Origin of the sequence: Butyrivibrio sp. MC2021 (assembly GCF_000621605.1) — a bacterium.
Lineage (GTDB): Bacteria > Bacillota > Clostridia > Lachnospirales > Lachnospiraceae > Butyrivibrio.
The window spans coordinates 20,578-46,748 of sequence record NZ_JHXX01000010.1; the positions used below are offsets into that span (position 1 = coordinate 20,578).

General features: G+C 46.0%; 17 protein-coding genes. 5 read left to right on the forward strand and 12 right to left on the reverse strand.

Annotated features, from left to right (window positions below):
• Positions 1-147: 147 nt before the first annotated feature.
• Genes T359_RS0113505 through T359_RS0113525 form a run of 5 tightly spaced genes read left to right on the forward strand, consistent with a single transcriptional unit; the run spans position 148 to position 6,826 of the window.
• Entirely contained in the window at positions 148-1,353 is a 1,206-nt protein-coding gene (locus tag T359_RS0113505) for an SPFH domain-containing protein (protein ID WP_026517938.1), read from the forward strand.
• Positions 1,354-1,370: 17 nt separating this feature from the next.
• A complete protein-coding gene (locus tag T359_RS0113510) occupies positions 1,371-2,432 on the forward strand; it encodes a hypothetical protein (RefSeq protein ID WP_035784531.1) in 1,062 nt (353 codons plus the stop codon).
• Between the two features lie 23 nt (positions 2,433-2,455).
• Positions 2,456-3,328, forward strand: a complete 873-nt coding sequence (locus T359_RS0113515; protein ID WP_051545416.1) for a TPM domain-containing protein — start codon at positions 2,456-2,458, stop codon at positions 3,326-3,328.
• 40 nt (positions 3,329-3,368) lie between these two features.
• Positions 3,369-5,138, forward strand: coding sequence for a GGDEF domain-containing protein (locus T359_RS0113520; RefSeq protein ID WP_026517941.1), 1,770 nt, complete (start codon positions 3,369-3,371; stop codon positions 5,136-5,138).
• On the forward strand, positions 5,135-6,826 hold the full coding sequence (locus T359_RS0113525; RefSeq protein ID WP_026517942.1) for a GGDEF domain-containing protein: 1,692 nt from the start codon (positions 5,135-5,137) through the stop codon (positions 6,824-6,826). The genes T359_RS0113520 and T359_RS0113525 overlap by 4 nt, the downstream gene beginning before the upstream one ends.
• Positions 6,827-6,868: 42 nt before the next feature.
• On the opposite strand, the gene T359_RS0113530 is transcribed toward T359_RS0113525, so the two are convergent.
• The 12 genes from T359_RS0113530 to T359_RS0113585 form a co-directional block, all read right to left on the reverse strand.
• A complete protein-coding gene (locus T359_RS0113530) occupies positions 6,869-7,999 on the reverse strand; it encodes an SLC13 family permease (RefSeq protein WP_026517943.1) in 1,131 nt (376 codons plus the stop codon).
• A 52-nt stretch (positions 8,000-8,051) separates the two neighbouring features.
• Positions 8,052-8,420 (reverse strand): hypothetical protein, encoded by a 369-nt coding sequence (locus T359_RS0113535; protein WP_026517944.1) that lies wholly within the window; start codon positions 8,418-8,420, stop codon positions 8,052-8,054.
• An 18-nt stretch (positions 8,421-8,438) separates the two neighbouring features.
• Positions 8,439-10,262, reverse strand: coding sequence for a glycoside hydrolase family 27 protein (locus T359_RS0113540; RefSeq protein WP_026517945.1), 1,824 nt, complete (start codon positions 10,260-10,262; stop codon positions 8,439-8,441).
• 28 nt (positions 10,263-10,290) lie between these two features.
• The gene (locus tag T359_RS0113545; protein ID WP_035784532.1) at positions 10,291-11,787 is read right to left on the reverse strand and encodes a carboxypeptidase M32; all 1,497 of its coding nucleotides are present in this window, start codon (positions 11,785-11,787) and stop codon (positions 10,291-10,293) included.
• A gap of 43 nt (positions 11,788-11,830) precedes the next feature.
• Entirely contained in the window at positions 11,831-12,124 is a 294-nt protein-coding gene (locus T359_RS0113550) for a hypothetical protein (protein WP_035784533.1), read from the reverse strand.
• A 931-nt stretch (positions 12,125-13,055) separates the two neighbouring features.
• On the reverse strand, positions 13,056-15,059 hold the full coding sequence (locus T359_RS0113555) for a glycoside hydrolase family 31 protein (protein ID WP_026517948.1): 2,004 nt from the start codon (positions 15,057-15,059) through the stop codon (positions 13,056-13,058).
• Between the two features lie 19 nt (positions 15,060-15,078).
• Positions 15,079-15,957, reverse strand: a complete 879-nt coding sequence (locus T359_RS0113560) for an SPL family radical SAM protein (RefSeq protein ID WP_026517949.1) — start codon at positions 15,955-15,957, stop codon at positions 15,079-15,081.
• A gap of 257 nt (positions 15,958-16,214) precedes the next feature.
• Complete coding sequence (locus tag T359_RS0113565) at positions 16,215-17,825, reverse strand: hypothetical protein (RefSeq protein ID WP_026517950.1); 1,611 nt, start codon at positions 17,823-17,825, stop codon at positions 16,215-16,217.
• On the reverse strand, positions 17,818-18,231 hold the full coding sequence (gene tnpA, locus T359_RS0113570; RefSeq protein ID WP_026517951.1) for an IS200/IS605 family transposase: 414 nt from the start codon (positions 18,229-18,231) through the stop codon (positions 17,818-17,820). The genes T359_RS0113565 and tnpA overlap by 8 nt, the downstream gene beginning before the upstream one ends.
• A complete protein-coding gene (locus T359_RS0113575) occupies positions 18,224-18,406 on the reverse strand; it encodes a hypothetical protein (protein ID WP_026517952.1) in 183 nt (60 codons plus the stop codon). The genes tnpA and T359_RS0113575 overlap by 8 nt, the downstream gene beginning before the upstream one ends.
• Positions 18,393-18,980 carry a hypothetical protein gene (locus tag T359_RS0113580; protein WP_026517953.1) on the reverse strand — a complete coding sequence of 196 codons (588 nt, stop codon included), beginning with the start codon at positions 18,978-18,980 and terminating at the stop codon, positions 18,393-18,395. Before T359_RS0113580 ends, T359_RS0113575 begins: the two co-directional genes overlap by 14 nt.
• Positions 18,981-19,401: 421 nt before the next feature.
• Positions 19,402-26,112 (reverse strand): InlB B-repeat-containing protein, encoded by a 6,711-nt coding sequence (locus T359_RS0113585; protein ID WP_026517954.1) that lies wholly within the window; start codon positions 26,110-26,112, stop codon positions 19,402-19,404.
• Positions 26,113-26,171: the final 59 nt, after the last annotated feature.

Sequence of the window (26,171 nt, forward strand, 5' to 3'; positions counted from 1 at the left end):
CTTTTGACTCCTATATCATTTTATAGTTTAGCATAATAGTAGAATTTTCCCAGCAAATATGCGAAAATAAGTACTGTCAGACAATTTGACAAATAAAAAGTAAAAAGAAAATGACATAAATTTTGTAATGTATGAAAGGAGATTGTTATGGGAATTATTTCTGCAGCACTTCAGGCAGGCGGTAGCGTTTTAGCGGATCAGTGGAGAGAATATTTCTACTGCCCTTCACTTCCTAACGACGTACTTCTTACAAAAGGTGAGAACAAGCCCGGAAGAGGCCAGAACAAAAAGGGAACCACAAACGTTATTTCAAACGGCTCAATCATCGCTGTTAACGAAGGACAGTGCATGATACTTGTTGACCAGGGCCAGATCACCGAGATCTGTGCAGAGGCCGGCGAATTCGTATATGATGCATCCTCAGAGCCCTCTGTATTCTACGGAGATCTGGGAGAGAACATCGTAAACAGCTTCAAGCAGTGGGGCAAGAGAATCGGCTTCGGTGGTTCAGCCGGAACAGATCAGAGAGTTTACTACATCAACACCAAGGAGATCCTTGGAAACAAGTACGGCACAGTTAATCCTGTTCCTTTCCGTGTTGTTGATACCAATATCGGCCTTGATATGGACGTTAGCATCAAGTGCCATGGCGAATACAGCTATCATGTGATCGATCCCATTCTTTTCTACAAGAACATCTGCGGCAACGTTGACGGCGAGTTCAGAAAGGACCGCATCGAGTCACAGCTTAAGTCAGAGCTTCTTACAGCTCTTCAGCCCGCCTTCGCCAAGATCTCAGAGATGGGCATCAGATACAGTGCTCTTCCGGGACACACCACAGAGATCGCAGACGCCCTCAACGAGGTTCTTTCCAAGAAGTGGCGTGAATTCTACGGTATCGAGATCTCTTCCTTCGGCGTAAGCTCAGTTACAGCCAACGAAGAGGATGAGAAGACCATAAAAGAGCTCCAGAGAGCAGGCGCTCTTCGCAATCCCAATATGGCAGCCGCAACCATCGCCAGCGCACAGGCTCAGGCAATGCAGGATGCTGCCCAGAATACAGCAACAGGCCCTATGATGGCGTTTGCAGGCATGAACATGGCTCAGCAGGCAGGCGGCATGAACGCAGGCCAGCTCTTCCAGATGGGTGCTCAGCAGCCGGCTCCTGCTCCCGCTCCTCAGATGGCACCTCAGGGCGCAGCATGGACATGTTCCTGCGGAGCTGTTAACAGCGGTAACTTCTGCACACAGTGCGGATCCAAGAGACCTGCTGCCGGATGGACCTGCTCCTGCGGCGCTGTTAATAACGGCAATTTCTGCCCTCAGTGCGGAAGCCCAAGACCTAACGCTTAATTATTCAGAGGAAAATAATGGCTTTACAAGAATATGAATGCCCCGCCTGTGGCGGGGCAATGGAATTTAATCCCCATACTCAGAAGATCAAGTGTCCCTACTGTGATTCTGAGTTTGATGTAAAAGACTATGTGGCCAATCACAACTCCAACAGCACAGGAGAAGCGGTAGAATCCTCCTCTTCTTCCTCTGCCCAGGGCCCGGAGACCCAGATGTTCATCTATCACTGCGGTTCCTGCGGCGGTGAGATCCTGGCTACAGAGTCCCTTGGTGCGATGAAATGTCCCTTCTGCAGCAACAACGTGGCAGTAAGCGAGAAGTTCACCGGGGAGTTCAAACCGGACTACATCATTCCTTTCAAGAAAACAAAGGAAGATGCCATAGCAGCCTATACCGGCTATGTGAAATCCAAGAAGCTCCTGCCCAAGGTCTTTTTTGAAAAAAATCATATCAATGAAATAAAAGGTGTCTATGTTCCCTTCTGGCTCTTTGATGCAACGGAGAGCTTCAGAGGATCCTATGAAGGAACCAAGGTCAGAACCTGGAGCGACAGCAATTACAACTACACTGAGACCAAGTACTACGACATTCAGCGCTCCGGCACCGAGGACTTTGAGAGGGTTCCGGTGGATGGCTCCAAGGAGATGCCAGATGACCTGATGGAATCCCTTGAACCCTTTGACCAGAGCGAGATGGTTCCCTTTAACATGGCTTATTTAGCCGGATTTTTGGCCAACAAATACAACGTCAGCGCCAAGGAATCCGAGCCCCGAGCCCTGCACAGGATCGAGACCTCCGTGGCCACTGATTTCAGAGCCACAGTTGCAGGTTACTCCAGCATAAGACCCCTTGCAGAAAATGTGGGTACAGTGAAGGCTTCCAACAAGTACGCCCTGTATCCCTGCTATATCCTGAGTACCACCTGGGAGGGCAAGAACTACATCTTTGCCATGAACGGCCAGAGCGGCAAGTTCGTTGGTAACCTCCCCTTCAGCCTCAAGGAAGCCCTGAAATACTACTTCCCCATTGCTGCAGGTATCTCGCTTATAGCTTATCTCTGCTATTATTTCATACTGTAACAGACTGGAATAGATAATAAAAAATGAGAAAAACCAATACCAAACACAGAATTAAATATCTGATGAGTCTGGCTTTTGCTTCATTCTTTTTGCTTGCAGGCTCTACTGTGTCCATGGCCTACGAGGAGCTCTGGGACTACGACTACGTCCCTTCCGAAAGGCAAAAACCCCTGGTCTATGACACGGCAGATCTTCTGTCAGACAGCGAAGAGACAGATCTTTTAGCATATTTTGAGAGCATAAGCAGCATGCATCAGTGCAATGTGGCGGTCCTTACAGTGGATTCCTACTACGGCGACATTCAGGCTTTTACCGATGACTATTTTGACTACAACGGAATGGGGGCCGAGTACGGAGACAGCGGCATTCTTTTCATGATCAGCATGGATGACAGAGAATTCTGTTATTGCACTGACGGCATAGGAAACAGTGCATTTACCGATTATGGCAAAGAAGAAATGACCGAAGCCATGTTGCCGTATCTTTCCGACGGAAATTATTACGAAGCCCTAAGGACTTATGGCTTTTATGCCGATAACTATTTACAGATGTGGGACGAAGGGCTGGCTTATGATGTTGGGGTAAAACCTCCCAAAACATCCAAAGATCTGATGGTTGGAGCCATCGGAAGCGTGATTGTAGGCCTTCTTTTAGCCATCATCCCAATCCTTGTAATGAAAGCCAAGCTGAACACTGTTCATATGAACGCATCTGCTGCGGGATATCAGTCCCACAAGGGCATAAATATGACAATGCACACGGATTCATTCAGGACCACCCGTGTTACCAAGACTCCGAGGCCCAAGGACACAGGTTCCAGGGGCGGCTCCGGAGGTACCACTCTGCACACGTCAAGTTCTGGCCACAGCCACGGCGGAGGCCACGGACATTTTTGATAATTCTTAATACTTAACTGTTTAATTGCGAGGTTGATCAGTGAAAGTAAAGACCAGAGTCACTGCATTTTTATGTACTGCTTTTGCCATCCTGATAATGACCTATGCCATATATATTCTGGGGTCGGCAGGAATCAGTACTGCAAGCCGCTACGACCTAGTCCAGCTTGAAGAAGGCTGGACTGTTAGTCGTGGCAGCGATATACATACCCCAGATGCACTTTCCCAGACTTCCATCGGAGTCATGAACACCGGTGACACCGTCATCCTGTCTTCTTATCTGCCCGAAGATGGCATCGTTCCCGCATGTATCGAATTTCGCTCCATACTGGCCACTGTTGATATTTACATTGACGGAGAGCATATTTATTCCTTCGGCAAGGATATTGCCAAAGAGTATAAAATGCTGCCGAAATATGTCCATTTTGTCCGGGTTCCCGACGACTATCACGGCAAAAAGATAGAAATCGTCATGGAAGCCAGGGAAAACAATGCCTTTTCCGGAATCTCCCCGATACTTTTCGGCAATTACAATGACATATCGAGATATCTTGTGCAGAATAACAGGATAGCCCTGGTTATCGGCATCTTCCTGACTGTTTTTGGCTTTATCCTGGTGATTCTATCACCGTTTTTGATAATATCCAGCAGAAAGGACTTCAGTATCGCTTTTGAAGGATTAATATCCGTTTTCATGGGCGTATATATCCTTAGCTACAACGATATTTTATGGTATCTCTCAGACAGGCCGGAGTTCTGCACCTTTATCGAATACTTCTCCCTGTTTGCTCTGCCGGCTACCATTATGGGCTTTATCGCATCTTCCAATAAGTTTGCCACCAGGTTTGTTATGATGTCTCTTTGCGCGGTAAACACCCTGTTCTCAGTAGGAACCACGATCCTGCATCTTACAAACCTGGTACATATCTGCCATTTTGTGCATTATCTCCACCTTATAGTAATCATTGAGGGAGTTTCAGTTATAGCTTCACTGATCCTATACTTCGTGAAAAATTCCAGGGCTGACGAATTCTTTATACAGAATAACTATTCCACCTACATGCTGCTCCTGGGACTTATCCTTTTCATCGGATGCTCCGTAATCGATATCATCAAATTCAATATTCTGAAATTCGGTTCCCTGGGAGAAGCCACAGCCAGAATCAGCTTTATGACGGTAGGCGCCTTTATATTTATCATCTGCCTTATCCTGAACTACTTTTTCCACAATATCGAATATATCCGGGAGGTCTCTGTCCAGCAAAGACTGGAGGGCCTTGCCTACACAGACGGTCTCACGGGCCTTTCCAACAGGGCAAAATGCGAGCAGGCCCTGGCCAATCTCAAAGATGAATACACCATAGTCAGTATCGACCTGGACTATCTCAAATACACCAACGACAACTACGGCCACGCCGAGGGAGACAAGCTCCTTAGCGGCTTTGCGGCTATTCTGTCGGAGAGCTTTTCCGACGCCAGGATCGTGGGCAGAATGGGCGGCGACGAATTTATCGCTATTCTTCCCTACATTGATGAGGAGCGCTGCAAAAAAGACCTGGAAACCATGCAGGAATCCATGATCTCACGAAACGCAGGAGAGGGCCCCATCCGCTACTCTGCTTCCTACGGCTATGCCTCCAGCGACGATCCCAAGTTTGAAGGCAGTCCCACAGCCCAGAACGTGTATCTTCTGGCAGATGCCCGCATGTACTCCATGAAAAAGAAGCATCACAACCAGTCTCTGGGCAGGCTCTATGATGATCTTCTGAATATCATGAACGAAAAATCGAAGGGAGGAGCTGAGCAATGAAAGCATACCGATTCCTTCGAGTAGCATCAGTAATACTTCTTTCCATTATTGCTGTTTATATCTGCAGATACACTTTTTCCTTTAAAGCAGAGTACCCCATAATGGATCTGGATAAGGGCTGGACCGTGACCATCAATAGCAAGACCTATGAAGATGTGGATATCACGCGGCTCTATGAGGTCCTTGACAGCAAACTGGCCAGAGACGACCGGGTATCCATGTGGACCACCCTGCCGGATGACGGTGATATACCTTTCCCGGTGATCCAGATCAAGACCCGCTACTCCACCCTCAGCTGCTATCTGGATGACATACTGATCTATGAAAACGGCCTTATGGCCTATGCCAATGATGAGTTTCTGGGTAAGCGTTATCATTTCATATCCCTTCCCAGCGACTATGCAGGAAAGACCGTCAGGTTCGACATGTACGTGTCTGAAAAAAATGCCTTCAACAGCTTTGAAAGTATAAAGGTGGGCTCCCAGCCGGATGTGGAGGGACAGCTCACCCACTCAAATATCCAGATCATCATAACCGGATTTTTCATGCTGGCCTTCGGCCTTGCCTTCCTGTGCATCACCTTGTTCTTTATCACCGCGGTACATGAAGTGGTAACCCTTCTTATCGGCTCCCTTTTCTGTATTTTCATGGGAACCTATATCCTGTGCTACTACAATGTGCTGTCGATGTTTATGGATGCGCCCCATGAAACCCTTATCGAATATATGACCCTGTATACCATGGTGCCCTTCTGCTATATCATGCTCTACCTGATGCAGCACGTTGAGAACAAAAAGCTGTATCTGATAGTGGCCTCCATAGGATGCCTCATTCCTGTTATGCAGTATATTCTGCATTTTGCCTTTGGTATCCACCTTAAAGTCACCCTTCCGGTGTATCATGTGGATGGCCTTGTGGGCTTTGGACTGGTGCTGTATTATGCCCAGAAGAATTTCAGGAAAAGAGATATTCCCAACGGGGATATGATCCAGATGGCGGGACTTCTGGCCTTTACCGCCTGCGCGACCATACACCTTGGAATCTACGTGCTTGGCAGCATGCATATACAGATCTATCTGCCTCTGGCAAAGGGTATAATTTCCCTGGGATGTCTGTATTTTGCCACATGCCAGCTTGCCAACTACCTGGTGAATATCACGGAGGCCTATGCCACCAAGAAGGAAAATATGTCCCTGACCCACCTGGCCTATGCGGACGGCCTTACCAATCTGGCCAACAGAGCCAAGTCCGACAGTTTCCTTGAATCTCTCAATGATTCGGAGGATGATTACTGCATTATCTCCATCGATTTGAACGGATTAAAAGCAGTCAACGATAAATTCGGACACATTGCCGGGGACAGGTATATAACTGATTTTGCTAAAGTTCTGGGAAATACTTTCGGAGATGATACCTTTAAAGCCAGAATCGGCGGTGATGAATTCCTGGTTATAATCAGGGATTCTTCAGTGGTTGATGTCAGCGCCCTTATAGAGCGAATGAATTCAGCCCTGAACGTAATGAACGCCCTGTACCCGGACTATCACAGAAGCGTAGCCACAGGCTATGCCTACCGCCATGAATGTGAGGGCAAGGGCTCCCATGAGGTCTACCTGCTGGCAGACCAGAGAATGTATGAACTAAAGAGAAAGATGCATGAGGATCTTGGGATACATACGAGGCTGTGATTATAAATATGGCCCTTCAAGAACCATCCGCTCAGCCAACCCTCAATTTAACACCATATACAGCGCTACCAGCACCGCAAGAAATGCCACATTCATCAGGGTGAATACCGCCAGGTATTTGCCCTGATTTTCTTTATATTCAAGAGTATAAGCCTTGTAGGAAATAAGGCTGGCCATGGAAGCGATCAGTGTTCCCAGGCCTCCCACATTAACACCAGTAAGAAGGGCTGTGTAATTGGATGTAAATCCTGACAGCATCAATGTTGCGGGCACGTTACTGATGAACTGGCTGGCAATAACTGAAACCGCGAACTCATGTCCCTCCACCACAGATTTCAGGAACTCACTGACAGCATCAATCCTTGCCATATTTCCTGTAAAGATAAAGAATCCGATGAAGGTCAGAAGCAGGATATAATCTGCCCTTCCGATTATCTTCTGATCCATGATCAGAACCACAGCCAGAATGATAAGTGCTGTCACAAACCATGGTATCAGACGAAGCACTGTAAGAAGCGCTATCACAAACAACACGCAGTAAATAACGATCTGCTTTGTGCTTCCTGCTTTTTCTGTGGAAAGCACGTCCTTGTTGGTTGAAAGAACACCTTTTTTCTCAGGTAAAAAGAATGTTGCGGCTCCAAGAAGCACCGCTGCTGCAAGGGTGTAAGGGAGCATTGTCATAAGGAATGTTGTTATGGGCATGCCTGTCAGGCCGAAAAGATACAGGTTTTGAGGATTTCCGATGGGAGTCAGCATGCTTCCAAGATTGGCAGCGATGGTCTGAAGCACGATCACGGGAATCATGAGCTTCTCCTTTTTGCAGCCCTTCAGGATCATAATTGCAAAGGGCACAAAGGTTATAAGAGCCACGTCATTGGTTATGAACATGCTGCTGATAAAGCAAAGGAAGATCAGCACCAGAGACAGCTGCCAGGGACTTTTTACCCTCTTTAACAGGCCTGCTGCCACCTGCTCAAACACTGAGTTCTCCTTAAGGCCCTGGACTATCACCATAAGTCCCCAGAGGATTCCCAGGGATCTGAAGTCTATATATCCGATGTAGTTCTTATCCGGATGCACAAAAAAAGCTGATATGACAGCCAGTATCCAGGCTGCAATCAGCACAGGGTCAGATTTCATTTTCTTTAAAAATGTCACAATGGAGTTCATTTTTTATCTCGATTCTCGTTAGATTTTATTCTGTAAAAAGTCACGAACTCAATCATAATTCCATTGAATATAATCTGTCAATGATTCTTTCAAGGACCTCGGGAGTCACATCCTCGGAGAGGCCGAATCTGTCCTCATCAATGGGAAGCATGATTCCTCTCTGGTAGACCTGGGCGATGGCATTGGCGCAGGATCTGCACTCGTAGATGTCTCTCAGGGTCAGGGCCTTGTCCCAGTCGATATCCGGGATATTCAGGATCCTTGTCATAAAAAGGTGTACTACTCTGGCGGCAAGTCTCCTGGGGATGACGCCGTCGTGAAGATAATACTCAAAAAGGGAAACGTCCTCATCCGTGAGGTCGTTTCCTGTCTTTTCGAAGTATGCGTTTATAAGTGCTTCAACAAATTCTTTTGATTTCATATATAGCCTACAATTGTCTTAGCAGGGAGTTACCACAAGGGTTACGTTGTCGCAGGCCTTCAGACCTTTTACGCTGAAGATTCCTGTGGTGTTTGTGGTTTCTTCCTTTGTCCAGACGTCTTTTACTTTATATTCTGAGGACTCTTTTACCTTGTCCCCAAGGAACTTTTTGATAAGAGCCATGTCTACTGAGTACTCTTCGTTCTTGTCGGTCTCAGCTACGTTGATAAAGCTGATGGCAGAGCGGTTCTCGGAAAGAGGCTTCACCAGAATGTCCACTCTGTCTATGTCTCTGATGTATTCCTTGGAAGGGTCCTCCTTGGCAAGGCTTGAGAATACTCTCTTTGCCTGGATTCCAAGGCTGTCCTGGTTAAGGGCAATTACGTCTTTGTTGGCGATTATGTTGTAGAGCTCATCGCCCTTTTCCACTCTTCTAAGGTCCAGGCCCAGCATAAGAGGTGAATTCATCATGGCCCACATGGTCATATGGGTCTTATTCTGGGTCCCGTTAAGGCCGTTCATGCCGATCATCAGCATATCCGGGTCGTTCCAGCCCTTATCAAGGCCGGCGAATTCGTCCATGATAACAGCCTTGCTATACTGGGTTGCCACGCTGGTGGTGTAATCCCCTGTCCAGGTGCCTACACCGGGATCTCCGTCGCTGCCCACTCTGAAGGTGATGTCGTTGAGGATTCTCCAGGAATCACATACCTTGTAGCCCCAGTTCTGCGGCTGGGTCTTGCCCCACTCGCAGGCGGAGTAGATGATATCGTGGTCCGGAGCCGCCTCGTTAAGGCCCTCTAAGAGTCTTGCGTAGGAATTAAGGGTGTTCTCCTGACGTCTGTGGTTCATAAGACGGATTCTGCACTTGCCCTTTTTAAGCTGAGCTTCTATGCCGGTGGTGAGAATCTCTGTGTGGGCCGGCGGGTTCTTGGGATCCTTGTTCTCCTCGGTGATCACGGGCTGTTTTCCAAAGAAATCATCATAGAGGTACAGGGTCTCGTCCTGATACTGGGCTGCCACCTGAAGCCAGCTGCCCATGCCGGACTGAGCGCCGTTTATGTGCTCAACAGAAATTGTATAAGTTCCATCCTCAGGAATCTCAACGTCGAAGTAAATCTCGCCGCTCTCTGCTCCCACGGGGGTCTGCTCAGGGCCGGTGCCGTCGAAGGTTCCTATATTGGAAAAGAAGTTCTTTCCCTCCAGAAGTTCTGTCTTTACGCCGTTTCCGCTGACCTGAAGGTTAGTTCCGCAGGTGAAGGACTCCTCTTTTGCTGCTGACTTAAGAGTGACACCGGAGATGGCGGGAGCGAAAGTGAAGCGGGCATTGGTGGGATTTGAAAAGGTTGCGTTGTCAAAAAGATAATAGCAGTTGTCCACCTTGAGGAAATCAACGCCCCAGGATACATAGCTCTTGGCGTCTTCCTTTTCATGGCCGCAGGTGCCCACAGCGGCGCCGGCGCAGAGATTGCTGCCGATGTCGTTGTACATGCCGAATTTAAGGCCTTTTTCATGGATGTAGTCGGAAAGAGCCTTGAAGCCGCCGGGGAACTTCACTTCCTCGTTGGAAAGAAGGCCGTCTACTCTCTGGTTCTTGTAGCAGCCATCGTCTAGAATGATGAATTCATAGCCCAGGTCCTTAAGGCCCAGCTCTATGAATTTATCTGCCATGGCCTTGGTGAGAGCCTCTGTATTGCCGCTTCCGAAGGCATTCCAGGAGTTCCAGCCCATGGCAGGAAGATGGTGCTTCTTTTTCCCAAGAAGCACCTTGCCGTTTGTAAAGGAGTCATATCTCCGGTCGTCGCTGAGCCTGTCCGGAGTTAAATTCTCGTATCCTTCCATTTTTTCATACCCCTCATATTATGTCTTATCAAAGATTGTAGATTTTTGTGTATTTGTCAGTGAAATACTTGATAAGAGGCTTTGCTGAAAGCTCCTGTCCGCATACCTTATCAAGAACCTCTGAAGAAATTCTTGTGGCGCCGTACTGGTGGATGTGCTCCTTGAGCCATGCGGTGATCTTCTTGATATCGCCGGCAGCAAGGATGTCATCGATGCTTCCAAGGTCCTTCTCTACTGCCTCAAGGAACATGCCGTCGTAGATGCTTCCAAGAAGGTATGAAGGGAAGTAGCCGAAGCTTCCGTCGGACCAGTGCATATCCTGAAGAACGCCCTCTGCATCGTTCCTGGGTGTGATGTGAAGAAGCTCCTCCATCTTCTGGTTCCAAACCTTTGGAAGGTCCTCAACAGTTACATTGCCCTTGAAGATCTCTCTTTCGATCTCGTAGCGAAGGATTACGTGGAGGCAGTAGGTAAGCTCGTCTGCCTCGGTACGGATGAAGCTGTTCTGAACGTGGTTGATCTCTTTGTAGAACTCCTCGATGCCGATCTCCTTAAGCTCAGGGATCATCTCGCACATCTTGGGCCAGATGGGCTTCCAGAAATTGATGTTTCTTCCGAGAATGTTCTCGTAGAATCTGGACTGGCTCTCGTGAAGTCCCATGTAGCTTATGCTGGCGCCTGCTGTTCCCTCGTATTTGTGATCAACGTTCTGCTCAAAAAGAGCGTGGCCGCCTTCGTGAATAGCGCTGAAAAGAGGCTCGATGAAGGCGTGCTCCTTGTAATGGTTGGTAATTCTCACATCGTCGATGTTCATGTTGGTGGTGAAGGGATGCTCTGTCTCGCTCTGGGCGAATCTGTTCATATCCATTCCCATGTACTCAACGATGTACTTGCAAAGCTCTGCCTGAACGTGGGCGGGAACCTTGAAGGTGAACTTGGATGAGTCGGGCTGAGGTGCGGCCACAACCTTATTTACCAGGGGAACAAGCTCCTGTCTGAGGTCGCCGAATACCTTGTCGATGGTGTCCTGGGTCATGCCCTCCTCGTAGTCGTCGATAAGAGCATCATAAACATCCTTACCGGGATCTGTGTAACTCTTAACCTTTTTTGTCATCTCGATGGTTGCTGCCAGGGGCTCCTTGTAGATGCTCCAGTCGTTGGTCTGCTTAGCCTTGGGCCAGATGATGGCGGACTTGTTGGTCACCTTAACGGACTCCTCGTAAACCTCAGCGGGAAGGCGTCTCATTTTATCAAGATCCCTCTTATTTCTCATGATGTCGAACTTCATAACATCGTCAAGCTTCTCGAACTCTTCGGGCTCAGCCAGCTTGGTAACCAGGTTGTAATACTCGTCACTGGTGGATTTCTTGAAGCTTTCTGTGGAAAAATATGTAAGGGCGTCGGAGAGCTTCTCCTTTGCTCCGTCGGGAGCTGTGGTCTCCAGATCCCAGTACATAAGGCCTGTGGCGTGGCCGAAATAGTTAAGTTCTTTCTTTTTCTCTAAATACTGTTCAAGTAATGTCATTGTATGTACTCCTTGTTTTATGTTAACTGATAAAGTTTCTCATTTATCCCTGAAGGCCGGCGGACTGTCTGATCATGTCCTCCACAACAATATCGTAGATCTCTCCTACGGTATTGCAGTATTCAAGCACCCTCCAGGGCTCATTGGTGTGAAAATGGATTTTGACAAGGTCCTCGTCGCCGGCGGCGATGAGGGAGTTGCCCTCGAAGTGGGTTGTTATGTAATCGGAGATCTCGTCCTCATCAAGGTCTTTATCTCTTCTGTCGATCAGAAGCTGGGTGTCATATCTGTAGGCGAACTGATCGTCTTCTGCATCTATACTCTTAATAGGTTCCATAGTAATACTCCTTTCCGGGCACAATGCCGCATTACAGTGATTGTAACATGACGCAGTGGGAGATACAACTTAAGCCCCAATTTCATGTTCCATATCTCAGCCCGCTTGCTCTGTGGCAGCCGGAAGTCCCCCTGGGTGATCAAGGGATGACACTCGAGGTGCCATCCCGGGGGTTAAGGGTTGGTCGCTCCATTACGTCAAGGACTTTCGCGGCATAAATCCTCGCGCGGTGCAGTATATGGCGCCCCGCGCAGCTTTTGGCGCTGCGGTTTATTCCACGGTTCCTTGACTTCATTCCCGCTCAGGGAAGAATATGGCTGCTGAAGTAGCGTTGCCCCCTTATCACTAGCAAAATAGGATAAGATACACGGGAATGGTCCATCTTATCCTATGTTTTATCGATATTGCAGCATTAAAATATCGTGTGCTCGCATTTTTTCAAAAATTATAGGATAAGACTTTGAAAACTCATTGATCTTATCCTACTTTTTCAAGAATTTACTAGGATAAAATAGCTTGAAACCTGCAATCTTATCCTATTTCTCTCAGTTTTACAGCTCATAAACACGCAAAATTATAGGGATGACCATTTTGCGTGTACCATTCAACACCAGAACCACACGTGTTTCGGAACAATTCTGTACTTTGCGTGTTAAAAGGTTGATTTTTGCCCCAAGGACTACACGTGCATAAGCAATCTTCGTATGATTGCGTGTTCAATAAACTAAACCGATACACGCATAGCATAATAAATGCTCTTTCTGCGTGTTGATTCCTGAAAAACACTACACGTAGGAATTATGTTATGTGCTCTGTGCGTGTGCTAGTCACCTTCAGTTCCCCGTTATCGGCACGATGCTTCCCCGCAGGTGGGCAAGGATGTCAAGAGGCTTTCGCAGAACGAAACGTGGCCACCAATTTTTTAATGAAGTCAGCCTTCATCCGTATATAATGTAAAGCTCCCGGGAGCGGCCTTGTATCCGATGTAGCTCAAATCCCTGAAGTTAAGTGCTGCCACATTTTGTGCAGGGGTGGTCAGCGGCAGGATGTGACCCGGGCGGAGGAATACCAGGACTTCGTTCAGGTTGGCATTGATGTAGTGGTCTCCGGCTGGAAGTTCTTCCTCATCGAAATCATTGTAGCTTCTAAAGCGGAGAAGCTTCATATCCTCCGGCAGATACACATACCGCCCGGTTTTATTCTGCTGATAAACCGGCGCGATCATAATGCTATCTCCCACCAGAATCTGGTCCTCCGTCTCCCTGGCTCTTTTATCCGTCCTGTACTCAAAGGACAGCGGCTTAATATACATTCCGTCATTCAGCGCCGCTTTCATAAACTCCGAATAAATATATGGTATAAGAGCATACCTCAGCTCTATCATGTTCTTAAAGGAATTCATATCCTTAAACCTGTACAGTTCCTGCTCCCTGGTTCCCAAGGCCGAATGGTTCCTGAACAGCGGCGTAAACATGCTGACCTGAATCCATCTCATCAACAGGTCCTCGGTGGTGTCGCAGCCAAAGCCGCCGGTATCGGCGCCGCTGTACAAAAAGCCCGTCATATTAAGGGAAGGCATCTGCCAGATATTAAGAAGAATGTGGCTCCACCAGGACATGTTGTCTCCGGTCCAGACACCGCCGTACCTGTGCATTCCGATATATGAAGCTCTTGAGAACATCAGTATTCTCTTATCTTTGTTGTTCCTCTCAAAGGCCTCCCCCGCAGCTCTTGTCATATAGAAGCCGTAGAGGTTGTGAACCTTGTCGTGGCGCACTTTTACCCCGTCGAAATCATGGTAAAAGCGCTTGTAGTCCTCCGGATTATTGGCGATGGTCTCAATAAGTCCCCTGAACTGGAAAAAGCCCCAGATATCCAACTCTTTATTCTCCAGATTCTTAATCTCAGCGAAGACTTCCTTCAGATGATCCTCGGTGTAAAAAATGGCAGGCTCATTCATATCGTTCCAAAAGCCCTCAATTCCTGCATCGGTGAGAACCTTGTACTTATCCCCGAACCACTCTCTTGCCTTGGAATTAAGGAAATCCGGGAAGTGGACTTTGCCCGGCCACACTGCTGCCACCAGGTTGGTGCCGTCCTCTTTTTTGCAGAAAAAGTCGTTCTTAACGCCCTCTTCATAAACGTCGTAGCCCTCTTCCATCTTGACTCCGGCGTCGATGATGGGAACCAGGTGAATGCCCTGATCCTTCATCTCCTGAACGAAGGCTGGGAAATCAGGAAATCTCTCGGGATTCACGGTGAAATCCTTGAAATCCTGCATGTAATCTATGTCCATGTAGATCATGTCAATTGGGATGCCCAGCTCTTTGTAGCCCTTGGCCACGGCTCTGAGCTCGTCTGCGGTCTTGTAGCCCCACCTGCTCTGGCCGTATCCGAAGGCCCACTTGGGCGGAATGTAGCTCCTTCCCGTGAGGCCGCGAAGGCCTTTAACCAGCTCTGCAGGCTCTTTCCCGTCAAAAATATACAGATCAAAATCCATGTCCTCGAACCTGATGGTCAAAAGGTCCGGATCGGTGTAGCCTATGTCAAAATCCACTTTTCCCGGGTGGTCTATGAAAAGGCCGAAACACTTTTTCCCGTCATCCAGGATAAGGAAATTGTGGGCGGCATAGAGGGACCTCTTGGCCTCCTCGTGGTGGGGCTCGTCGGAATTGTTGCTAAAGTACTGCCAGCCTCGTTTGTTAATGCCACGAATGGTCTCTCCCAGGCCGTAGACATAGAGATCTTCCGGCATGTTAAAAGAGATCTCTTTGGAAGTAAGGTCTATGCAAAGGCTCTCGCCAAAGGCAGTATTTATGGAAAAACAGCCCTTCTCATCCGCTTTAAAGTCCTCAGACACCAGCCCTTCCATCACCACAGCGCCGGTGTTAAGGGGCTTTCCGATAGTGAACTTTCTGATCTGATAATCTTCCATCTTCTTTTCCTTTCCGTTTTCACAACTCAAACAGGCTCATTTGCTTGTATTTCTCAGGAAATTCCCGCATGTATCCAAAGCAGTCCTCAGGTTTATAGAACATTCCCGCATCACGGCATTTCTTTTTAAGGAGAGAAAGAAGCGCCCGGGAATTGGGGCTTGGGAGCTCGTAGGCGTTTCCGTAGGTGTCGATGTATCTTTTCTTAAGGCCGGGAAAATGCTTATCGAGAGCGGCGTAGTAATACTCTCTGTCGCCCTCTCTTAAGGTAAGGCCCATGCCAAAGTCCATGATGCCTTTTACCCCAACTTCGATGCAGGCATCCAGGATCCGGCCCACGTTTTCCTCTGTGTCGTTGATAAAAGGGAGGATTGGTGTAAGCCAGACAAGGGTGGGAATCCCCCTCTCCTGCATCTTGGCAAGGACTTCGAGGCGCCTTTTCGTATTGCAGACGTTGGGCTCAATGATGCTGCAGAGCTCATCGCCGAAGGTGGTGAGGGTCATCTGAACCACGCATTTTGTGTCTTTATTTATCGCTTCCAGAAGGTCTATGTCCCGGAGGATCCGGTCGGATTTGGTCTGAATGGCAAGGCCGAAGCCGTATCTGTGGATGATCTCCAGGCACTTTCTTGTGAGGCCCAGCTGCTCTTCGCAGTGCATGTAGGGGTCGGACATGGCGCCGGTGCCGATCATGCATTTTTTCCGCTTGGACTTAAGTGCCGCCTCCAGAAGCTGCGGGGCGTTCTGCTTCACCTCGATGTCCTCGAAGTCATGGGTGAACTGGTAGCACTTGCTTCTGCTGTCACAATATATACAGCCGTGGGTGCAGCCCCTGTAAATGTTCATGCCGCAGCCCCCGCCGCTGGTTGTCAGAATTCCTTTTGCATCAACAAAATGCATGCCATGTCCCTCCTGTATTGAATTAATTCTGACTATACCCACGGGCAAGCCCGTGGGGTTCTGATTGGCAAGCGTAGCTTGTAATCGTACATCATTTTCAGACTTTGGAGTTACAAGTGTAAATCTGTTTGAATCAGGACTTTCATTACCAAGCAGTCCAACGACCACATTACTCTGATGACAAGTCATCATCAGAAAGCGGTAAATTTCTGCTTTTCAGCAAGGAAGTATAGTCAATCTCCCTGATTATTTAGTTGTTAAATTACGTTAATTCCACTGTTTAATATCTTGATTTTATATGCCTTGATCCAGGTGATTAAGGCATTTTCTTTATTGTATTGTGCCTCAAAAGTCTTTGCACATTTGTCTTTATCTATATTTTGCGTTTTAGGTTCATAGCAATAGAGCAGGAATGATGAATACCAATCTCTTTGTACTTCAGAGCCATCATGAAGTTTATACAATCTATCGGAGAGCTTCTTTTTTATATAGTCATCAGCCGTATGGTCATACTGTGATGCCCTGTAATTGTTTGGGACTTCAATATAAGTTCCACCTGTGGCTTTGAATTTTCTTTCCAATGTGGCCTGGAAACCACCGGGGCATCTGTTCTTTACAGACTTACCGAAACGTTTTTTCTTATTGAACTTACCTTTATCGTTTTTGGTAGTCTCTTTTGATCGTTTCATAAGCTTGCCTGCATTCTTAGGCTCAGTTACAATTATTTCTCCAAGACTTCGTAGGTGGTTAGCGTCCTCATTTATTGCAAGTTGCCTGTTAACTGCATTGATACGGCACAGCTCAGAATGTCTGACTTTCATCTTCTTATAATGATTTGAGTATTTCCAGATTTTCCGCCCCTTCTTAACAGTACCATCCTCATTATAATTTTGCGGGTTGGTTGCCCTTCTTGACCTGTCCATGGCACGATAGATCAGACGCTCTTTTCTTTCGGATGTCTGTATGCTGTCACCACGTTCAGAAAGGTTCTTTAGACCAACCTCAGTATCAGATGTATAGGCAACTGTCTGTGTTCCAATATCAGCACCTATCATACCTTTGCCATACTTATGGCGTGGATTGCCGTACTTATCATACTTAGGTTTTGCTTTGCCTTCAATAGTCAGATGCAGGTATACCCTGTATTTGCCTCTTATCATTTTGGGGACGAGAGTTGCATAGCATGGTCTGTATGTATCTATACAATAAGCATCCTCAAGTAAAGTATCCACAGCCTTTTTATCCATTATTTCTGGCTCGTTAAGATACGACAGAACGGCATTTACTTCATCCATTTGGAATCTATCGGCTATCTGTATCCCGAAAGCTTTCTTTCCAAGTTTGAATTGTAATCTGTTATCCTTTACAGAAATGGGTGTACCACGGTTCATCTGCTTTGCACGGATACATGGCAGTTCCCCATATTTTGAGAAATGAATAGTATTACCATTGCTGTAAAGACATTTTTCGATACCACGCCATACATCTTCGGCTTTTGTTAAGGCAAATACAGCGTCTATGCCATACTTTTTGCCTATCGGAATCATTGACTTTCTGCAATAATCCCATGTTACATCATATGATTTCTGCATCTCATTGAGCTGATTAGCATAATTCTTTCGTTTTGTCTTATCCTCTGTGCCGCCATACAATGATAGTAGTTTGCGATATTTCTTTGTACGCAGGAGCTGGTCGTAATTCTTTCTCATAAGACCAACAAGCTCATTACCTGCCTTGCGTATCCTATCAGAAAGAGCCACGACTTTAAGTACATCGAAATAAGGCATATCAGTCTCAGCGACTAAAATATGCCTGTCAGAAAGTTTATGGTATTGTTTCAGAATCTTATTATATTCTTCATCAATCATGATTTTTCTGTTCCTCAATGTACTTAATTACTGTAGCTTCGCTTATATGCCCCACTGTTGACACAAAATATCCCTTTGGCCATAAAACACCGCATCTTGCATAGAATCGTTTGAGTTGTGGAAATGCCTTAAACAGTTCTATTGCACTGATACTCTTAAGAGTCCTAACAACATCGCACGGTGCAACAGTCTGTGGGACATCTACAAATATATGTATATGGTCAGGCATTACTTCAAGTGCCTTGATACTATAATTATAATCATCGCAGATTTTTTGAAGTATCAGTTTGAGCGTATCTTCTACATTGCCCTTTAATACTGAAAATCTGAATTTAGGACACCAGATGATATGATACTGTATCAGATATTTACAATGTGAAGCACTATGATATTGCCCCTCACTCATTGTCTCTTACTCCTAACTGATATTTTTCCTGAATGCCCCTGCGCATAAGATCAAGGAAAGTAACGGTTTCACCTTCCTCAACTGAATAGATCCGTGCAAGGTTTTCAAGTTCCTTCTTCCATTCAGCTGGGATAGAGATATTGATTTGTACATTTTCGCTTTTAGGTCGTGCCATTAGAATTTCTCCCTTTCTTAACAATGTCTTTAAGTTGCATATCCTCAATACCAACAAATTCAGCAGCACCCATACTACAAAAAAAATCATAGGCTTTGCAATCCACATATATATCATCGAAATCACTGCAGGATTCTCGAATATCTTCAAGTTCATCATCAGAAAGATTTTCACCAAAATGATTTTCAATATGTCTGCGTATTGCAGAAAACATTATATCTGATGCCATATCTAATGTATCGTAACTTATTTCATCGCCGTATGTAAGATAATTCCAACCGCGACCGCTTTCATAAGTAGCTTTCTTATTTCCGCTATATTCGTTTTCAAGAAATTCTCCTACAGTCTGTTCGAGCGAAATATATCCGTCTTCTACAAGTATTCCAGAATGATCATAAGGATCGTAGACATATTTTATCTCATAGTGAACTGGAGTGGGTGACAATTCATCTCTTATCCGACGAATCAGCCTTGCTTTTATGAATTCTTTTGATTGGTCAAAGCACTCATTTACATATTTAGCAATTTCGTCTACATGAGAATTCACATACTCTACGCATTTCGAATTATCCATTTGTATTTTTCCTTTATGTTTAATACATAGATTATATATTTATTCTATGTGTTTGTCAAAATAGAAAAAGGCTTCATCCCACAGGCAAGCCTGTGGGTTTTCGCCTACGTTGCGCCAAAGTTTACTTTATAACGTAAATACAGATAGATTTGGACATTACCTCGGGAAAGTGGGGCAGGTGATGGCTTCCCGGGAGGTTGTGAAGGGCCAAGTTGGCAGTCCCACTTGCCCTTACGAAAGGTTTAAGTCCACTTGGTTTCACAAGAACAGAAAATGATATAGGTGATGGCAAAAAACAAGCGGCTTAATTGAGCCCGCCAACTTATGATAATCTGATGCAAATGAGATAACCGCCGAGTTTACTGATAAAGAGGCTGTGCAGTATCGCACAGCCTCTTTTGTTGTAACAGGATATTTGAATTTACTGGAATAGATTCCTGAACCACCAGATGATTCCCTTTGCTCCGATTGTGAAGCTTACAGTCTTGGTTCCGCCAAAGTCGCCTTTTCCTCTGATGACTACAGTGGCCTTGCCTTTCTTCAGATTGTTCTTATAGGTTGCAGTATCGATCTCGTAGTCCGCTGAAGTGAGCGGTTCATTCTTAAAGGTCACGGTCAGGTCCGCATCAGATAGAGTTACCGGCTTACCGGTGTAAGTCTTGGCTGCCACCTTGACCGAGGCTTTGGCAATGTCTTTTTTGACCACACGATACTCAGTGTCAATCTCGCCGGTGTATGAGCCCATGCCGGTTGCAACGGCCTTTATCACAGTTCCTGCGTTGACAACATCTGTATCTTTGAGTGGCTCGCTGCTGCCGCTTGCATAGTAGATGATCTGCTTGTCATAATCGGTTCCGGCCTTAAGGACTTTTCCGTCGGAATCAGCAAGGACAGGAGCGGATTTCCACTTGCCGGGCTTATCGGTAGCCACGACATCTTTTGCTGTCATTGTGATTCCGCCGCTTGTAAGCTCTCTGGCGGTAATCTCAAAATCAGCTGTAAGCTTGTCGCTGAAATTGCCCTTTCCGGTAACAATCACTTGAGGTTTAGCCTTGGTTGCTGCTGTAGTCAATGCCTTATTGTTCTTGTAGGAAACCGTGAAGTCTTTTCCCAAAGCAAGGTCAGTTCCCTTAAACTTAAGGGTGACTTCCGGCGTGCTTCCGCCTTTTACGAAGGGGGCAGTAGGCGCTGCAACAAGCTCAAAATCAGTATTATTCAGAGCCTTCTTGGTAATCTTAAAGGTCTTCTTGATGCTGCCTGTGTAACCGTTTATGCCTTTGTAGGTAACAGTAACGGTTCCTGCATTGAGGTTTCCTGAATAAACAGCAACATAAGCTCCGTTTTCGTCGTTCTCATCAGTGCCTTTCGCCAGCGTCTGCCCGTTCAGCGTAAGCACCGCATCCTGAACTATCTCTGTGCCGGTATATTCGATGGCTGTTTTGAAATTCGTTACCACAGCCTTTTTCAAATTCCATCCGGTAATGTTGTAAGTAGCGGTCCTTGATCCCACGTAAGCGCCCAGGCCCCTGATCGTGATGCTCTTTTTGCCTACGCTGCAGCGATCATCGTTGTAGATAATCTCATAGTCCGTTCCCTCTACAAGAGGCGTCTTATTGTATGTAAGCTCCACCTCATCCGAGAGATCACGGGCACTTCCCGTGTATTCGGAATTTGCGATCTTTCCAAGCTTAGCCTTCGATATCTGAATACGTTCCTTTGCATAGATGGCAAAAGAGCTGTCTACTCTGCCGCAGTAATTGCCTTTACCTGTAATGTGAACTCGATATTCGCCAACAGCTTTGCACTCAGTTTCTTTTTCGTCTTTATCAAGGTAAGCTGCTTCAAAGTCCTTTCCGGCTTTGAGTTTCTTTTTGCCCCTGGTTATGACAGGAACAGGTTTCTTGGCCTTACCGTCTTCCTTCTGATCGGCGATAACGACCGTCACATCAGTACCCTCGATATTCTTAGGGTAGATCCGGAAATATGCTGTTTCTTTTCCCTTGTAATTGCCCTTACCGGTGACGATTACAGAAGGTGCTTTGGAGGCGTTAAACTCAGCATCGGATTCGGTATAGGTATAAGCGTTGGTGTTGTTCTTGTAGGAGATGGTGTAGTCCTTGCCGGCGGTAAGCTTGGTAACGCCGTCATATACGGTCACTGCCGGCTTCAGGGCAGAGCCTGTGTATGTGGGATTCTCCTCAATAACAGGCGTTAAGCCATCGCGTTCCTTGAATCTGGCGGTAAGCTGTATATCTGCGTCCACACGGAAGCGGTATTCCTGCTCGTCATATACGCGGGTACCGGTCGTGTCATACCAGCCATCAAACTCTGCACCAAAGTCAGGAATGGCTGTGGCGATTACAAAGGAATTCTTCATGTAAGTACCGGATCCTACAACAGAGCCATATTCGCCGGAAATCAGATCAACATCATTCCATGCAATGTCTGTCTGAACCACAGATGCACATTCTGCGCCATCTTTTTTCAGAGAATATGTGCCATTCTCGTTGACAGTACCTGAGATTTCATCGTCCTCTGAAACACTGATATCCAGGTAGTCTACACGGGAGGTGTATCCCTCTTCCTCATCGCTCTCCAGCAGGCAGTAGTTGACGTCGCCGGAATCTGTGGCAGTAATCTTTACTGTGTAGGAGCGGTCAACGGGAAGGGAGAATATCTTTTGCCCATTGTAATCCACGTAGGGAACAACCGGACTTCCTTCAACATAGACAGCTTCGTCATCTATGATTTTTCCTGCCAGTGCTCCTGTCTCAGAGTCGTAGAGCTCAACGTCGACAGGGCAGTTGATGATGAGGGATTTGGCTTTTCCATTAGTGTATTCTTCTTCCCTGCATACCATAAGCCATGCCAGGTTAACGAGAGGATAGTGCTCCTGAATGAGAATCGTTCCGTTGTGACTGTCCCCCGAAAAGGTAGCTATAAGGTTATCAAGTCCGTTCTTATAGTATGAGATAAGAGCGCCAAATCCTCCCAGATTCAAAGAGCGATTTCCGTCGGAAAAAGAGCCGAGGAAGGATGCGCTCGGAGTTCCCAGCTGAAGGACCAGCTTTGCAAGAGTAAAGTATTCCGGATCATAGTAATCAAGGCCGTACTTTGTCTTTGCTTCATAGGGTATATTTGACAGTCCGTTTTTCAGGATATCCCATACTTCACCCTGAACAGCATCAACATACTTGTCGCGGGATAAGGCTCCGCTTAAGGATTTTATCAGGTAATCGAGCCATTTTTCCTGGGTCTTTGGTACATTATTGCCAATCGCCATAAAGGCTGACTGGTCATATTTCTCTTCCGCAATCGTATCATAGACAGATAAGAATCGGCCAAAGAGTGCGGAATATGAAGAACTCGATTCATCATTAAAATAATAGGTCTTGCCAAAATGTCTGTATTTCCAAACAGATGAAGGTACCTTGGGTACAAGATCTTTGCGGTTTATAAAGCAGAAAATATTATTATAGTCTGCACTGTTTGCTGTCGACTTGGTCGTTACTGCCGGAGGTTCAAAGCAGAAGCCATAAATATTTTCATGGGACAGAGTAATCTGCGTCAGGTCATCAAGCCCACCATCGTCCAAGAGTGAAGCAACTACATTCGCAGTGCCTCCGGCCCTACTGTAGCCCATTACCATAACCTTTATTCTTCCGGTAATGTTCTTGTTCACGATGTAGCTTCGCAGGAAACTAACTGCCTGATCAGCTGCGCTCTTAAAGCCCTGATGGTAGGAGTCTTTGCTAACCAGCACATTGCTGGACCACTCTGCTTCGTAGCCTGCACCTCTTATGGGAAGCGCTATTACGGTAATGTCCCCCTGACTGTCTGTTATAACCTTGGTAGCCGCACTGACTCCGATGGAATCCGTTGTGGGCTGTTTGGTGTACCAGTCGTTATAGGCAAAGTTTTCGAACCCGAAGTTCTCAAAGGTCCGCTGAACATTGTTATATCCATGTTCGTATCTGTGATTGTTATGTGCTTCAAAGGCACTCAGTGTAAGGCCATAGGCCACAAGTGCCAGATCCCAGTTAAATTCTGTAGAAGGTCTCAGGAAGTAGCTGTCATCAACATCGAAAACATATGGAAGCAGCTTGTCTTTTCCCGCGCCGCTTTCTTCCAGGTAATATACCCTGCTTCCGGTCTTAAATACCCAGTCACCTTTTTCTGTATACGCATATTTTGTATCGTCTTCAAATACCAGGAAGCCGTCATCAATCTCAATATAGTATCTGGTTCCGTCTTTTAATCCATCATACATGAATTTGAAATAGACTTTCGAACCATCGCCCTGAGAGGTTATCTTTACGAGTTTATCCTCTGTGGTCTCATAAATTACTGTATCTGTATCATATTCAACCAGACGGAGCGTGCCAAAATCAGTGTTTACGCCGCTTACCGGGATATCTGTAGTAAATGAGATCTCCAGATTTACCCAGCCGCCATCATCCACAAAACTGACTGTACGAGAATCTTTTGCAGGAGAGAGTGGCTTTATGGCTGCCCGATCCGCAGGGTCATAGTTTTTCCAATGACCATAGATAATAGTATTCTCTGAGAAAACAGTAAAAGTAGTGATTCTGTCTCCATCTTCAGGCAGGGTGTACCATCCGGCAAACTGCATACCTTCACGTCTTGGATGAGGAAGTGATGACAGCCTGCCCCTTCCGTTAGTAACCTGGGTAGTTGTCGCCTCCCCGTTCTGCGGATCGAAGGTAATGGTAAACTTCTTTTCTCCGGAGTTATTCAGAACAGGGTAGAGGTAAGAGCCGCTTCCCATGGACCAGATGGAGTCAAAGTCCCAGCCAACATAGGTGGACTTGGTCTTCATCTGTGAATCAGTACACTGCGTCATTCCGGAATCTGTTTCGCCATTATCGAGATGCATTCCTCCATGCCCCGTGGCAGGATAGTAGCATCCGGAAAAGGTAATACCTGTAGAATCAATTTGATGTGCTATTATGTGATATGCTCGATGATCGTATTTCGACAGGGTGCCTATGTTATAACAGTTTGTTACCGAGAGTGTGCTGTTGCATTCGTAGCAAGAATAAGTATTGATTATACCTCCAATATCGTCTCCAGAAAGACTTCCAGAATTATAACAATTGGATATCGTATTGGTATAGTTATCTTCGTTTAAATGAATATGATTAACAATACCTGCCGCATCATATACGCCCGCATCGATATCTCCTGTGTTGCTGCACTCCGATATTTCTCCGCAATGAAACGACCTTACAATACCGGCCATATCTCCATTTCCGGTCAGGGTTCCGGCATTGCTGCAATGACGGATTACGGGAAGACGTGAAGGATGATAGACATGAGTATCTGTAATCCCCACGATTCCGCCAATTGTGCCGCCATTAGGAGACACTTGCAATTTTCCGCTATTTACGCAATCTGTTATTATACCACCACTCAAAACCTCTATGGCGATTCCAGCCACAGTTTTTCCTGAAATTTCAGCCAGATTACAGCATCCTGATATTATTCCACCATAGTATACTTCTCTCACAATACCTGCTGCACAAGCTTTGCCGTAAATAGTTCCTTCGTTAGCACAATTAGAAACTGTTATTGTACTCTCTATAACCTCAGTGTCACTGTACCCATGTATTTCATCTATAATTCCAAATGCAGTTCTTCCTGAAAGAGCTCCGTAATTTGTACAATCAGAAACCTTAATGTGGACTGTTTCGTCAGAGGGAGTATAAGCTTTCTCCATTATGCCATAGACACTGTTGCCGGTAAGATTACCATAATTTGCACAGTCAATGCAGTTTTTATCATTATTGATATAAGACATTATTCCGTAAATGAAACAAGATAGTTCTTCATCCGTTATATCTGCATAATTTGCGCATCCAGAAACATCTGCAGTCCATGTAATCCCAACTCTTGTACTGGCAGAATCTAATTGTCCATAATTACTACATTTTTTTACTGTAGTCGCAGAGTGGGTTATACCGATTACATAAGAAGGTGCTGATAGAGTCGCGTAGTTTTTGCAATAGCTGCAGTTTCTTGCACTGTATGCTATACCATTAACATTTCCTTCGGGATGTTCTGAAGGTGATACAACGCTGAGTACACATTCTTTTTCCTGCTCAGGATCTCCTGTTATACAATTTTTGATGTCCTGCGTATTATACACTATTCCTGCAATGCTACCATTGCTGTTGTTCACCGTGATATTACCTGTCATTTCACAGTCAGTCACGCTATAGTCATTCCAGTTGGATGCAGAGAAAGCAATACCAGCCACCTGTGCCCAACTTCCGTTGCTGTCAACGACAATATTTCCCAGCATTTTACAATCAGATACTTTAGTGGAACTTCCTACAATTCCTCCAAATCTGAAACTGTTTGTTCCTACATAATTAACTGAGATATCACCCTTAAGCGTACAGCTGGAAACCTGCGTAAGAGTCTTGCACAATACAGCACTAGCAGGCGTAGATAGATCGCTTGAAGCAGTGGCTTCGTTTACCTTTATAACCGCATCCTCAATCTTGAGGTTGTCAATCTCTTTTGCAGCATCAAAAAGAGCAGCAGAATCATCACCCTCAATATACAAGCCTTTTATAGTGTGACCATTTCCATCGAGAGTAAAACCATTGTTAGTCGGTATGGGATTTAGCTTATTTCTAGGATTAGAAAGATCGGAGTTTACTGTAATATTATTGACGAGCTTAAACCAGCTGGATCTGGTATAGTCAGAGAAAAACTCAGACATATCCTTAAGATCCTGGAAAGTTTCGATAAGATAGGGATCTGACTCGGTTCCGCTTCCTCTAAAAAGTTCTGAGTCTCCCAGTAATTCTGAAGTCTGTTCTTCCTCTTTAGGGAATTCCTGTGAGGAAGCTTCTGATGACGAATCAACTATGGACTGATCTTCGTCGGAGATTTCTTCTTTTGATGAAAATTCCTCCGAGGCGTTTTCGTATTCAGTAGACGCCTCCTCTTCGGATGCCTCTTCTGTAAAATCCTTAGACGAAGCCTCCGAAGAAGCTTCGCTTACGATTTCATTTTCCTGGGCACGCACACTGATCCCTGACACATCAAAAGATGTCAGAAAGACTGTTGCTGCCAGTACCCCCGCCAATATTCTTTTCATTTTCCCTCCTTCACCCCCAATGACATGGGCATTTAGCTTGATAGTTTTTTAAAAAGCAC

Bases quoted from the DNA above. Each gene is read 5' to 3' on its own strand.
- T359_RS0113505 (WP_026517938.1), top strand. From the start codon at position 148: ATGGGAATTATTTCTGCAGCACTTCAGGCAGGCGGTAGCGTTTTAGCG.
- T359_RS0113510 (WP_035784531.1), top strand. From the start codon at position 1,371: ATGGCTTTACAAGAATATGAATGCCCCGCCTGTGGCGGGGCAATGGAA.
- T359_RS0113515 (WP_051545416.1), top strand. From the start codon at position 2,456: ATGAGAAAAACCAATACCAAACACAGAATTAAATATCTGATGAGTCTG.
- T359_RS0113525 (WP_026517942.1), top strand. From the start codon at position 5,135: ATGAAAGCATACCGATTCCTTCGAGTAGCATCAGTAATACTTCTTTCC.
- T359_RS0113530 (WP_026517943.1), bottom strand. From the start codon at position 7,999: ATGAACTCCATTGTGACATTTTTAAAGAAAATGAAATCTGACCCTGTG.
- T359_RS0113535 (WP_026517944.1), bottom strand. From the start codon at position 8,420: ATGAAATCAAAAGAATTTGTTGAAGCACTTATAAACGCATACTTCGAA.
- T359_RS0113540 (WP_026517945.1), bottom strand. From the start codon at position 10,262: ATGGAAGGATACGAGAATTTAACTCCGGACAGGCTCAGCGACGACCGG.
- T359_RS0113545 (WP_035784532.1), bottom strand. From the start codon at position 11,787: ATGACATTACTTGAACAGTATTTAGAGAAAAAGAAAGAACTTAACTAT.
- T359_RS0113550 (WP_035784533.1), bottom strand. From the start codon at position 12,124: ATGGAACCTATTAAGAGTATAGATGCAGAAGACGATCAGTTCGCCTAC.
- T359_RS0113555 (WP_026517948.1), bottom strand. From the start codon at position 15,059: ATGGAAGATTATCAGATCAGAAAGTTCACTATCGGAAAGCCCCTTAAC.
- T359_RS0113560 (WP_026517949.1), bottom strand. From the start codon at position 15,957: ATGCATTTTGTTGATGCAAAAGGAATTCTGACAACCAGCGGCGGGGGC.
- T359_RS0113565 (WP_026517950.1), bottom strand. From the start codon at position 17,825: ATGATTGATGAAGAATATAATAAGATTCTGAAACAATACCATAAACTT.
- tnpA (WP_026517951.1), bottom strand. From the start codon at position 18,231: ATGAGTGAGGGGCAATATCATAGTGCTTCACATTGTAAATATCTGATA.
- T359_RS0113575 (WP_026517952.1), bottom strand. From the start codon at position 18,406: ATGGCACGACCTAAAAGCGAAAATGTACAAATCAATATCTCTATCCCA.
- T359_RS0113580 (WP_026517953.1), bottom strand. From the start codon at position 18,980: ATGGATAATTCGAAATGCGTAGAGTATGTGAATTCTCATGTAGACGAA.
- T359_RS0113585 (WP_026517954.1), bottom strand. From the start codon at position 26,112: ATGAAAAGAATATTGGCGGGGGTACTGGCAGCAACAGTCTTTCTGACA.